Below are 12,639 nucleotides of genomic sequence, written 5' to 3' on the forward strand. Positions count from 1 at the left end.
GGAAATCCCCTAGTTCGTCATCATGTGCGGTGCGCCGCGGCGGCTAACCGACGAGAGCCACCTCGCGGGTATGGATTGCTGTGCGAAGTGCATCGCTAAGTTCTATGTTCGTCCCTGCTTCGATCAACCGCGGTCGGTCGAGAACGAGTCCTGCCCTTCGGCAGAATCGAATCCATTGCTGCTCAGGGAGATGTGCGACCGCAGGAATGCAGAACACACGGACAGGTGTCACAGCCCAATTGAGATGAGGCGAAATTGTGCCCAGATGTATGTCATCCCCCTTTTCTGGCCAGTTTTTCCCGGTTGCGCACTGTACGAGGAAGTGGAGTTCACCGCCGCGGTTGTCCCCGGTACCGTGCCAGCTCACGACGTCAAGACCGAGATCCTTGTCATCAGGTAGAGGGTCATTGAGGTACTCGCTTGACGTGAGTCCCGCAGCGGTCGCGTAGTGCTTTGCGCGCTCGCGAAACGAGGTGCTCATCCCGGCAGAGGCCGGGTGACCAATACGCATTGTGTTCTCGCCAAAAGTTACAGCGAATATCGCACGAACGATCTCCTCGAAGAGTTTTCGGTCGACATTATCGAGTTGACCCATCCCGAGCAGGCAAAGGTAACGGTAGAGAGTGCGCGCGTCCTCTGTCGCAGCCGCCCGTCGCAGCCGAGATCCGTCGAGTTCTAGCGGCCAGGTCGCTCCGAAGAGTCCCGCCCTAGTCGTGAGTTCGGCCCACGCCTGCTCTTCCAAGAGGTCGGCGGAAGAGATGTTTTCGCGCGAGATAGCCGATTTCAGATCGCCGCGTTTGAAGTCTGCTGTTTGCGTCAGAGCGGTGTACTCGCACCAATCCGCTACCTCTCTGAAATCTGGGCCTTCTCCGGCCGGGAACGCAAGATCGATGGTCACAGTTCGTCTACCAGCTTCTCCAGTCCCTGCGCGAGTTGAATGAGTCGCGAGACTCCGCGGACGACGTCGGGGTCTTCCAGGTAGACGGAGACTAGACCAGAAACGTCTCTGATTGCGCGCTCGGCGGATTGAATCTTCTTGAGCAGGAACTCCTTCTCGCCAGCGCTGTATTCATAGGCGGACTCCAAGTCGCCCGTGGAGCGCAAGCGATCGGTGGCTTCTGAGCTAGCGAGCACGGGCGCCAATCGATTTGAGATAGCGCGTGACTCGAGAAGTATCGGCGCGCGCGACGGCGTTCCGAAAACCCATCCGACCACTTCCTCAAGAGCGTCTAGCTTCTCCTCTGGGACGAGCTTGTCGGTTGCCTGCTTGGGAAGGGTTTTGGGGATACCGAGGAAGGCCTTAATGGGTCGTTGACCGAGCGTCACTTCGAGTAGTGAAAAGCGATCTCGGATGGGTCGCTCGGGCATGTCCAGCTCAGTCTTGATCTGGTTGAAGACAATGTAATCCTGGTAGAGCTTCTTCACTGTTTGGGAGTTGTCTCCGATCAGGTCCTCCACCTCGTCGAGGGATCGTCCTGCATCAATGAGTTGGGCTATAAATCGAGCCTTCTGGAAGGGGGCCCACTTCTTGGCACCGGTAATGTGCCGAAAGCCGAGGAAGGGGAACACTTCCTCTCGGTTGTCGTACTTGACGCACGGGACTTCGACTATGCGGTCTCGTTGGGCGATGGACAGTTCGGGCCACCCATCGACCTTCAGATCGGCTCGCAGACTCTCATCTAGCAGAAGCTTCAGGGTGGCTAGCCTCCGATTGCCCTCGACAACAACCCACTCGCCGTTCTCTTTCACGACAACCAGGGGCTCTTCAGCGAAGTAGCCGTTATCAACGAAGGACTGCGCGAGTTCGTCTAGCGATTCTTGCTCATAGAGCTGACGGAGAAGACTCTTCTGGCTCGGTGCGGCCGCCGTCACCAAACGCGGGTTCCGCGTGTCCAGTGTCAACTCATCTACACGCAGGTAGATCAATGATGCGCGATCCTCGTGATGGGCCTGATCCATCGGTTGTGTCTCCCGTGGGTGATCGGAGGTGAGTCCGTTTGGCTCAGTCCGTAACGATGACGCTATTGGACGAGCTGGCGCGATGGTAGCCAGCGGGCCCCGCGCCTTTCCCCGGATGTGGGATCTGAGGTCCCACTACTGCCTTCCATCGAGGGGGAAGAGGTGCGGGGTCGGCAGGAGGCGGCACGGGTTTGGTGCTTCTGGTGGTTGCTAGCGAGGCCCGAATTGTCTCTGCGTTCATTGGTTCACCGGGTTTTTCGAGCAAGTGCAGGATGAGCTTTCCCATCGCTTCGGCGAGTGGCGGGGGGGTGGCGTTGCCAGCGAGCCTTACATTGACACGTTCGTTCTCTGTAAGACGCCAGTCTGCTGGGAAGCCCTGGAGAAGCATGCGCTCCGAACTCGCAAGCGGACGGCCGCTCCAATGGAACGGGCCCGTCGAGGGCCCAGGGCTCGCGGGCAGGGTCCACGCTGGCCGATCCTTCGCCAGTTTGAGCAGGAAGGACCAATACCTGGTCCGGTAGCCGAAAAGTTCGACTTCTTCGCCGCCCCCTCGTGCTGTCAAATGCTGGTAGTTGCTGCCCTCCGGGATGCTAGTCAGCAAGTCCGCATACCCGCCCCTAGCTGATGGAACAGGATCCGGAACGCGGTCTTCCAATGCATCCCAAACGGTGCGGTGATCCTCCCCGTGCGGTCGTGGAAGAACAGATGGCGCGGGTTCACCGTCGCGAAATGCAATCATGATGGCACGCGCTCGGTGCTGGGGGACGCCGTAGTCCGCCGCATCTACCACCCAGGACCTGAGCCGGTACCGCGTACCGGCCATGCTATTAATCTCCCGAAGCCGCTTCTTGATGCGTGCGGTTGCATTGTTCTTTCCGCTCAAGAAACCAGCGACATTCTCCATGAGGATCGCTCTCGGCAGGAACGATGCAGCGAGATCCATCATGCCGTCGACAGTCGTCCCTCTGTCGTCCTTGATGCCGCGCTTAGGCGCAGCCCATTGCGCAGCCTTGCTGAATGGCTGACAGGGCGGGCCACCTGCCAAGAGCGTCAACTCCCGCGGGGCGATTCCGACGTCCTGGGGAGCTAGAGCGCGACCCGCCTCGACGACGTCGGAGGGCTCAAGCAAACGCCAAGCGGGACGATTCTCTGCAAGCGTGGCGCGCGCGTCCCTATCGATCTCTAGGCAGCCGAGCGTGACGAACCCAGCGGCCTCAAGACCCCGGTCGAGACCGCCCACCCCGCTGAAGCAAGACAGAAGCGTCGTCAAAGTACTTCCTTTCCAACCCGAGCTCACACCATTCGCGGCACCAAGTCAAGTCGAAGCGAGCCACGCCAGCCGGCGCGCTCGCGCTGGCGCATGGAGACGATCGACCTTCGGAGAGACGATGCACGCAGGCACTTTCTGTGTAACGCTGTCGGGATTTAACATTTTCGCGTAGCCTCGCCTCATGCGAGGTGGACTCGAGCGATGGAAGCGGGGCGTCGACTCCGGGGGAGTCCGTCAGGCTGTCGCGTACGCGTTCGAAGGCACGTGTGACTCGCACATCGCTGCGCCGCTGGGCACTGACGCGCTCGCCGCGTACTCCGCCGGTGCATCCGTCCCCCGACTCACCGTCGAGGCGGGACGGATCCTCGAGGACAGCCTCGACCAGACGTCGCTTCGCCGGTGGGTGAATGGCGAAGACCCCGCAACGGGGGAACGTCGGGGACGCGACCTCCAATCACCGGATGCTGACCTCGTACTTGATGGGACGATCAACGCCCCCAAATCGTTCAGCCTCGCCTCACTGATTCACCCCGAGCTTGCTGCCGAGTTCGAGGCGCTCCAAGATCGCCTCCGCGACCGCATCGTCAAGACATGGCAGCGCGAACTCAACGCTCGGCGAGGGGCCGGCGGCAGCATCCGTGAGGATCTTCAGCGCATCGAAGTCGTGGAGCTGCGCCACCGACGGTCTCGGGCGCTCGACCCGCACATCCACCGGCACCTGTGGCTGAACGTCAAGGTGCAGGGGCTGGATGGCAGGTGGTCGAACGTCGACTCGCGGGTCGCGATGAAGCTGCACACGGTCGTCAACGCAGAGGGCGAGATCGCCGCCCGGACCGATCCCGGATGGATCGCCGCGCTGGCCCGCCACGGGTACACCCTCGATGAGAGGGGCGAGATCGCTCAGCTCGCACATGCCGTGCGGCCTATGTCGCGCCGATCGAACCAAATCGAGACAAACCGGCAGGCGAAGACGGCGGAGTGGCGCGCCGGACACCCGGGACAGGAGCCATCGCACGACGTTCTCGCAGCGATCGATCGGTGGGCGTGGGCGCAGGGACGCCCGAACAAACCCGACGACATTGATGAGGGCGACTGGGAGCAATGGGCCCGCGACGAGCTTGCATCGCTCGATCCCGCGCTGCTCGGTTCTCGGTCGCCTGCTGAGCCGCACCAGGTCGTGATCGCAGATCTCGACCGCGATCTGCTCGCGCGCATGGCCGTAGTTGATGCGGACAACCGGTCGGCGAGCAGCGGCGGGCGGTTCAGCATGTTCGATATCCGTGCGGGCGCGATGCGAGCGGTTGCCGCATCCGGCGTCATTGCTGACCGCCAACTGCTTGAGCACGTGATCGACGATGTAGTCGCGCGAGCCGTTCGCGACGTTGTGAATCTGCTGGATGACCGTGCAGGCGTCCCGTCCCATGTGAAGGGCTTCATGGCGGTCACGACGGCTGTTCTCAAGACCGACCTCGCCGAGCAGTTCGAGCGCCTCTCCGAGCAGGGCGCGAGGGTTCCGCTCGAAGTCGTCCGAGACATATCGACGACCGTCCTACCCGAAGGACGTGAGCTCGACACGGGTCAACTCCACGCTGCCTCGGCGATCGCCGGGACGGATCGGCTGGTCGCGGTCACCGGTCCCGCCGGCACGGGCAAGACGACGATGCTCGTGACGGCAAAGCGAGCCCTCGAGCGGCAGGGCAGGGCGATGCTCGTGGTTGCGCCGACGAAGAAGGCAGCGAGCGTCGCCGCCCACGAGATCGGTGCAAGTGCATCGAGCTTGCACGCTCTGCTGCTCGACTACGGATGGCGCTGGCACACCGAGGCCGCCGGCGCTGAGCAATGGCGGCAACTCACTGTGGGCGACACGGACGCGACGGGGCAGGTCTACGGCGGGCCCCGCCGATTCCGTATGACGGCCGGCGATCGGATCGTCGTAGATGAGGCCGGAATGGTCGACTTGCGGGTCGCGAACGCACTCGCAGCCGTCGCCGCTCAGACCGGTGCCGGAATCGCGATGGTCGGTGATCACCTACAAGCTCGCCCCGTCGGACACTCGGGTGCCATGGCCATCATGGCGCGGCGCTCGACCGCGGGCGTCGAACTCACCGCGGTACATCGCTTCCGCGATCCCACCTATGCCGCGCTGACGCTCCGCATGCGCGAACCGCGCACGAAGGACGACGCACTCGACGTTGCGCATGAGCTTGGTGCTCGGGGGCTGATCCGTCGCGCCGCGAACGAGGCGGAGGCCGAGCAGATCATGGTTGATGAGTACTTCGCGTGGGCAACTGCTGGTAGGCGCGTGGCGCTGGTGACAGCCACGAACGCGGAAGCCCAGGCGATCAACGAAGCTATCCAACAGCGACGGGTAGACCAGGGCGAACTCGACTCGGCACGCGCCGTCATCGGCAAGGATGATCAGTGGTTGGTGGAGGGCGACGTTGTCCAGACGCGGCGGAACGATAAGGGCCTGGGAGTCGAAAATCGCGCGATGTGGACGGTTGGTCGCATCGAGCCGGAAGGAGTTCGGCTCGTGAGTGTTACTGACTCTGGCGATACGCGACTTGTCCCTCTTGACTATGTCGCTGAGCACGTGCATCTCGCCTACGCGTCAACGGTCCATGGCATCCAAGGCGAAAGCACGGAGGCCGCGCTCGTTGGTCTAGGCGTCGATGCGGCCGGCATGTATGTCGGGATGACCAGAGGACGCGCTGTGAACTCCGTGATTGCCCTCGGTCCCGGCGTGGACGCAGTCGAAGAGCTCGCGACCCGGATGCTGCGCCCTTCGATGGAACCCACGATGGAAGAGAATCGGCAGGCGGCGTGGCTCGAGGTTGGCCGGGCGGCGACCACGCTTGGGTCGCGTATCGAGCCGCGTGCAAGGCCGCAGATCGTCAAGTCGGATCCGATCGTCTCGCCGATGCTGACCCCTGGCGGAGCCTCACTGAGCTGACGGCTATCCAGGCTCACGGCCCGAGATGATCGCCGCGAGAGGCCGGGATCACTCCACGCGGTCGACGGCCGATGCCCAGACCCAAACGCGTTGATCTCGACCGTCCAACCGAAACTCGACTTGCACGGCTCGAGGAGTCCAAGCGATCGCGTCTCCTTCGATCTGCGAGGCGATCGCGCCGAATCGGACCCAAGCGCGCACGCGCCGTGGTTGAGGATCGGCGGTCACGGGGTAGAGGTCGAGGCGTAGCTCGCGCTCGGTGAGTGCCTGGATCGGATATCTTGCCGCGAGCTGGTCGAGGATCTTCTGGTTCATGCGCTCGTCGATCTGGGCGGCATATCGACGATTCGTGCCCACAATTCCTCCGATCGAACATATGTTCTAAATGGTACGACCCAAGGAAGCCATCACGGACCCTCATCCGTGACATGCAGGAGCGGGCGGGAGTAACGTAACTCCCGCCCGCTCTGTCTTTGCGGATGGTCAGCGAGCGAACCCTGCACCGGTGTGCGAAACCGGTGTGGCTTCCGGCCCCGGAGCGTGAGCTACGGGGCCGTTAGCTTTTGGGGATCGCTCGACCTCGACGTCGGCGAACTTCAGCGACGCCCCGACGTTGTCCGCGACGATGTCCCGTGCTTCTCGAGTCGCACCGCTTTCGCGGTCGGTGTAGGTCGAGAACCGCAAATCGCCAGCGACGAGCACGGCGTCGCCCTTGCGCAGGGAGTCGGCGACGTGACGTGCTTGGCTGTTGAAGACGACGACGCGGTGGAAGACCGAGCCCGCGTCTTCCCACTCTCCGCTCTGCTCGTTGCGTCGGCGATCGTTGACCGCGACGCTGAACCGCGCGTAGTCGGTGCCGTTGTCGGCGGTGCCGTGTTCGGGGTCGCCCGTGAGGTTGCCCTCGATGGTGACCGGAATTCGTGTGGACATGGTTTTCGTTCCTTTCTGTCATGCACCGGTCGGTGCGTTATGGCGCGTGAGACTGGCGTGTCCACGCATCCCATTCCTGCTCGTCGGTCGCGGACGACCATGAGCGAGGCTTTTGCGGCTGGTGCCCGTGGGCGCAGCCGCCGGCGTAGGCCTGCCGCCAGCGGCCGCGCGCCTGTGCGAGGCGCTCGTGCCACCCGATGGGTCCGTAGCCGCTGTCGCTTGCATCGAACGACGCGCGGTGGGCCGTGTGCAGGGCGGAGAGTTCCTCCACGAGCGCTCCGTGTTTCCACCAGCAGTCCGGGATGCCAGTTACGGGTACGTCGTACCGGATCGTCAGCCACTCGACCCAGTCGCGCAGGGCTCGCCACGCGTCGGCCGCCTGCGCGTCGGGTAGCTCCTTCCAATCGACGACGGCGGCGCCCAGGGGCGCGGAGCTTCCGCGGCGGTCGCCTGGATCCCACTCGGCGAGTTCGGCGGCGAGCATCGTCTCGTATGCCTCGTCGGTCTCATCAGTCATGCCGCGCCTCCAATCGCGCGCAACTTGCGTCGCAGACGAATAAGCGCCGAGAGGGATGCTGTCCGTCGATCACGGTGGTGTGCCAACAGCCGGTCGCGGTCGAGCAGTCGGTGCAGCAGTTCGTGGCAGTAGGGGTGAACAGCGGCGAGGTCCGAGTGCGCTTCGTGCGCGCGCCAGCCGGCATCGGTGCGCTCGACGCCGGAGTAGTCGAGATGGTGCAGTTCCAGGGTTCGGGCGGTGCCGTCCACAAGGCATGCCGCGCAGGCAACGGTGCCCGTACGGCGCCGTTCGTCTCTGAACCACTGGTCGCGACGGGCGAACCAAGCGGGTGAGCGCAGATAGCCACGGCGGTAGGAGTTGAGGCGGCGGGGTTTCCGGATGTTGGTCATGGTTCCGGGGTCTCGTTCGCGGCGGGTCCCGTTGCTCGCGCGAGGTCCTCGGCAAACACGGCGCGTTGTTCACGTTCCGTTTCGCGCTTGCCGGCGCTGACCGCTCGCGCGTCAGCGCGCTTGTCCCATCCGGCGAGGTCGAGGAGCACGCCTCGGCGGTTGCGGTAGGCGAGCAGGCCGACGGTCTGAGGCATTCGACGGATCTCGTCGACTGTCATGAGGGGCAGTCGGTCGTGCTGCTCGCTCGTGTTCACGCCGGCCTGACTGCTGCTCCAGGATCGCTGGGTGCGGCGGCGTTCCCGTGAGCCGAGGATGGCTTCGATGTCGCGCAGGTGGTCGACTTGCGCTGCGCCGCCGAGAAGGATCTTGGCCGTTGCGGCGGACCAGATCGTGTCTGCCTCGGCCCGTGACCAGGCGGTCTCGGCCTGGGAGAGGGCCTGCAGTACGACGAAGGTGCAGATGCCGCGGCCGCCGCCGTCGGCCATCGTGCGTGGCAGGTTCGCCCATCGGAACATGTTCGCGATCTCATCGAGGATCAAGCCGAGTGGTTGTGCGAGTCGCGAGCTCGGGGATGCGAGCGCTTTGCGGCGTGCGAGCTCAACGACGTCGTCGAGAAGAGCACCGAGGAACCCGCCCATCGCGGCGGACCCCGACGATGAGCCAACCAAGTACAGCGTGTTTTCGCCGGTCAGGAACTCCTCGGCATCGAAGCGCGGATCGCCGGATCGCGGCGAGAGTGCGTCTCGAATCTGCGGCACAGCTAGCGGCGCAACCGCGTTCTGCACACCGAACCAGGTGGATGACACGAGTCGTTCGTCGCCCGAGACGAGGGCTTCCAGGCTGTCTCCCCACCCAGGCGCGCCATCGGAGCGCAGCACCTCAACTGCCGACCGCGCGAGCGATGGGCTCGTCCCCCAGTCGTAGAGGTCGGCGATCGACCGTCCGCCGACCGCCCCGGCGTGCAGAAGGCGGGAGAGGACGATGGTGGATGCCTGGGCCCATTCGCCGTTGGTCGTTGAGGCTCCAAGCGCGGTGCCGGTGATGATCGCCGAACCTCGTTGGAGAGCCACGAGCGGGTCTTCACATCCCGCGAAAGGGCTGATCCTCATGGCGTCACGGATGCCCGACAGGCCCTGAGGGTCGAAGACGCTGACGGCACCGCGACGCCGACGCATCTTCATGGTGGCGGTGAGGTTGTCGTTCGTCGTTGAGGTGGTGATCAACGGACCCGACCAGTCGAGGATTGCGGAGACGAGGACGCGGTACCCCTTGCCCGAGCGGGGCGGACCCTCGAGCGCGACGGAGTCTTCGATCGACACGTAGACATCCAGTCCTCGAGACGAACCGACCCGCCAACCGACGTCTGTCGGGCTCGGCTGGAAGAGTTCGGGACGCAACTGAGGTGCGCGACGGAGAACCGCTCGCGCGGAGAGGTGCTTGCGAATCTCGGATGCGGGGGCGAACCCGGGTCGGCTCTGCAGATCGTTGATGAAGTAGCGATCTGACTGCCGATAGCGCGAGTACGCGACCCCGGCCCACGCCGACACGAAGGCGACTGCGAGCACGAGCGCGAGATCGGCGACCCTGATCGCCGTCACAGGCAGGGCGCATCTGTCGATCGTGTACGTCCCCGAATCGCCGGAGAGCGCGAGCCACAGTCCCGACAGAAAGCCAGTCGGCGTGGGTCGTGCGCCGCACACGATCTGTGTGACCGCCTCGGCAGCGAAGGCGAATCCGATGTTGAGCAGGATGACCGCGGCGATGCCGATCGCCGCGATCTTGGGCCAGATACCGTCGCTCACCATGAGTGGAGTCCTACTCGCTACAGCTTCTCCGCGACCGATGCCGCCGTGCGCACCCATGCGCGCTGAGTCACCGGGCGGAGCGCGTCGAAGCGCAGCGGACCTGATTTCAGCGCCGGGTCGAAGGGAATGACGTGCACGGCGCGGACGAGGTCAGTGAATCCCTCGACGATTGGCCGAATCTCAGACGCCGATGCACGCTCCGAGAGAGTCACGACGACGACGGCATTTCGCGCCAGTTCCGCCGAGTGGTCATCGCGCGCCAACAGCGCTTCGAGAAGCAGTGCGGCCGACTCTGCCGATTCTCGTGCCGCGATAGTGGGGATGACGAGCTGGTAGGAGGCGTCAACCATCCTCAGCCAGCGCTCGGCGGATTCGTCATTGCCGGAATCGAAAACGACCATGCGGAAGTACCGCGCGGCGACACGCATCAACAGATCGAACTCGGTGCTTTCGATGCGCTGTCGGGCGGCGAGAAGCTCGGGGTTGGAACGCAGCACGTCGTATCGGTCTTGCGTCTGGTGGTGGACGTAGTTGGCGATGTCAGAGATTGGTGCGTCGGGGGAGAGAAGCCAGTCGGCGGCGGGCAGCAGGTCTTGCACGGTCGAGTCGTAGCGTCCGCTTTCCGTGCGCCAGCCGAGGGTCCCTCGTGTGTCGTTGTTGTCCCATGCGAGCACGGGACCGCCGCCGTAGCGGGCGAAAACGGCGGAGAGCATCGCGGTGGTCATCGTCTTGCCGACGCCGCCCTTGCCGTTGGCGACCGCGATGGTGCGGCACCCGGCCCAGTGTTGCGCGACCGCTCGCTGGTCGGCCTCGCGTCGCAGTTCCTCTGCAGAGGCACGAACGGTGATGCCGAGACGGGCGAGGATGGCGCGCCATCCTGTGGATGGCGAGCGCTCCGTCTCGTCGTCCGTGGTGATGAAGGATCGGCGCTCGGTGCGAGCGGCGCGGCGGGTGGTGGGCTGTTCGCTACCGATCGCAACGGCGCCGGTCGCGACATCAGTCGCACTGTCGGCGGATTCGTCAACGGGTTCGTCGACCTTGACCCCCTCGACGCTGCCGTCTGTACGGATGAGTAGGCGATGATCGCCGCGGTCGCCGGAGGTGACCAGTTCAAGCTCGGAGCCCGCTACCTGCGCTTCGGCGATCGCGCGACGGACGATCGATGCACGGATGTCTTCTGCCGGAGCCGCGTGAAGCCTCTCGGTGTCTCCATCGATAGATATGAACTCCGCGGTATCGCCGCTCACGTTGGCGTAGACGAGCGGTCTGGTGGCAATGGTCATCCTGTCTCCTTCTCAGCGCTCAGCCATCCGGCCAAATCGGTGCCGTCGTCGATGGGCCAGACGTCGTCTAGCGGTAGCGGCGTGATCAACTCGCTGAACCCCGCGATTTCGGCAGCGGGCAGCAAGGCATCGTCGGTCTTGAACAGGTCGTACTCCCACTCGGTGGACGTCGCGAAGCAATCGACGAGGTACGAGAACTGGCCGACGTAGGCCAGAAACTCGCCCTTCCTGAGCTGCCGAGCCATGTCTACGTGTGCGGTCGGCATTTGGAGACGGTCTCGCAGGCTCGCGTGTTCTTGGTGGTTGACCCGGAAGACGAACTTGTTCTCGATGTCTCCGACGATCGAGTAGGCGAGGTTTCGCTCCTGCGAATCGGCCTCGCCGACTGCGTCGAGGTCGCCCATCTTGTGCAGGATGACGATATTGCTGATGCCGTAGTGGCGTGAAAGTTTGAGCCACTGCTGGTACATCTGGAGGGCAGCGAGCGAGGTCATGTCCCGCCACCCCTCCTCGCGGACCACATAGCGCGTGCGCTTTGCCTCGCGATCCGAGATGACCGCCTGGACCCACGATGTGGTGCACACCTGGGTGAGCTGCGCGACGAGGTCGCCGCGGGCGAAGAGTTCGGATGTGTCGACGACGACGAGTGGGGATGCATCGTCGAACTGCACGGTGGATTCATCCTCGAACAGGCCGGACAAGTCGCCTTCGACAAACCGCCGCAGTACGAATCGAGGTTGCGAGGCTGCGGCGCTGAGTTCAGGTTCGTCGGAGAGTTCGCCCGCGCCGATGCGGGCGAGCTGACGGTAGACCTCGCGAAGCGTCGGATCGTCGCCCGTTGCCGAGATCGCGCGTTCGAGAGCGAGGTGGATGCACGCGTGTTCGACCGCAGACAGCTTCGTGCCGCCGACCGCCATCTCGACGAGCGAGATGAGCGTCGCGATGCGGCGCTGGCGCACCATCTGCTCGTGCTGCTCATCACTGCTACCCGTGCGGCGAGGGCCGCGATCGAGGGGATTGAGTCGGGCGCCTGTTGCCCCACCCAGTTTGATGACGGTGCCTTCGACGGCCTCAGCAACGACCACCCATTCACCCTTCGGGTCTGAGGGGACGACCGCTTGGTGTCCGAAAGGAATGGAGCGGGTAATCAGTGTCTTGATCGTTGAACTCTTGCCCGACCGGTACGACCCCAGCACCAGGACGTTGGTAGAGAAGGACCCACGCTCCGTGGGATCCGCGTAGGCCTCCCACGGTGAGAAATGCCAGAGCGCGTCCGCATTGAGGTCGACGCCAACAATCGGACCTCGGTGGCCAAGTCCCGCGTCCGCGACAAAGGGATAGATTCCAGCGAGGTGCTGGGACGTTGCTTGGTGGGCTGGGATCACGGGAGCGGAAAGGTTCCAGTAGCCCCCTTCGGTGAGTCCCGGGCCGAAAGGACCTGGTACCGCTGGCTCCGGTAGCGCGCGGTCCCGCTTTGAGGTTCTGGTCGGCTGCGCTTCCCGCATTCGTGCGGCGATCTCGCGCTGCACCGCG

The 12,639-nt window shown here is 64.2% G+C and carries 11 protein-coding genes; 1 reads left to right on the top strand and 10 read right to left on the bottom strand.

Going from position 1 to position 12,639, the window contains the following annotated elements; all coding sequences use genetic code 11:
* Nucleotides 1-43: 43 nt before the first annotated feature.
* The 3 genes from C2868_RS17305 to C2868_RS17840 are packed head-to-tail and all read right to left on the bottom strand — an operon-like array spanning nt 44 to nt 3,256.
* Nucleotides 44-898 (bottom strand): hypothetical protein, encoded by an 855-nt coding sequence (locus C2868_RS17305; protein WP_146048081.1) that lies wholly within the window; start codon nt 896-898, stop codon nt 44-46.
* A complete protein-coding gene (locus C2868_RS14505) occupies nt 895-1,959 on the bottom strand; it encodes a ParB N-terminal domain-containing protein (RefSeq protein ID WP_103663511.1) in 1,065 nt (354 codons plus the stop codon). The genes C2868_RS17305 and C2868_RS14505 overlap by 4 nt, the downstream gene beginning before the upstream one ends.
* 43 nt (nt 1,960-2,002) lie before the next feature.
* Entirely contained in the window at nt 2,003-3,256 is a 1,254-nt protein-coding gene (locus C2868_RS17840; RefSeq protein WP_100809625.1) for a DNA cytosine methyltransferase, read from the bottom strand.
* A 154-nt stretch (nt 3,257-3,410) separates the two neighbouring features.
* Between C2868_RS17840 and C2868_RS14515 the strand changes: the two genes are divergently transcribed.
* Complete coding sequence (locus C2868_RS14515) at nt 3,411-6,182, top strand: AAA family ATPase (protein WP_100809626.1); 2,772 nt, start codon at nt 3,411-3,413, stop codon at nt 6,180-6,182.
* 48 nt (nt 6,183-6,230) lie between these two features.
* On the opposite strand, the gene C2868_RS14520 is transcribed toward C2868_RS14515, so the two are convergent.
* From C2868_RS14520 to C2868_RS14550, 7 genes are all read right to left on the bottom strand, one after another.
* Entirely contained in the window at nt 6,231-6,539 is a 309-nt protein-coding gene (locus C2868_RS14520; protein ID WP_100809627.1) for a hypothetical protein, read from the bottom strand.
* A gap of 126 nt (nt 6,540-6,665) precedes the next feature.
* Nucleotides 6,666-7,112 (bottom strand): single-stranded DNA-binding protein, encoded by a 447-nt coding sequence (locus tag C2868_RS14525; protein WP_100809628.1) that lies wholly within the window; start codon nt 7,110-7,112, stop codon nt 6,666-6,668.
* Nucleotides 7,113-7,149: 37 nt separating this feature from the next.
* Nucleotides 7,150-7,629, bottom strand: coding sequence for a hypothetical protein (locus C2868_RS14530; RefSeq protein ID WP_100809629.1), 480 nt, complete (start codon nt 7,627-7,629; stop codon nt 7,150-7,152).
* Complete coding sequence (locus C2868_RS14535; RefSeq protein ID WP_100809630.1) at nt 7,626-8,018, bottom strand: hypothetical protein; 393 nt, start codon at nt 8,016-8,018, stop codon at nt 7,626-7,628. Before C2868_RS14535 ends, C2868_RS14530 begins: the two co-directional genes overlap by 4 nt.
* Complete coding sequence (locus tag C2868_RS14540; protein WP_232711080.1) at nt 8,015-9,823, bottom strand: type IV secretory system conjugative DNA transfer family protein; 1,809 nt, start codon at nt 9,821-9,823, stop codon at nt 8,015-8,017. The genes C2868_RS14535 and C2868_RS14540 overlap by 4 nt, the downstream gene beginning before the upstream one ends.
* 17 nt (nt 9,824-9,840) lie before the next feature.
* Entirely contained in the window at nt 9,841-11,106 is a 1,266-nt protein-coding gene (locus tag C2868_RS14545; RefSeq protein ID WP_100809631.1) for a ParA family protein, read from the bottom strand.
* On the bottom strand, nt 11,103-12,635 hold the full coding sequence (locus tag C2868_RS14550) for a hypothetical protein (protein WP_146048082.1): 1,533 nt from the start codon (nt 12,633-12,635) through the stop codon (nt 11,103-11,105). The genes C2868_RS14545 and C2868_RS14550 overlap by 4 nt, the downstream gene beginning before the upstream one ends.
* Nucleotides 12,636-12,639: the final 4 nt, after the last annotated feature.

The organism is Microbacterium sp. CJ77 (assembly GCF_002911615.1).
In the GTDB taxonomy this organism is placed as follows: Bacteria; Actinomycetota; Actinomycetes; order Actinomycetales; family Microbacteriaceae; genus Microbacterium.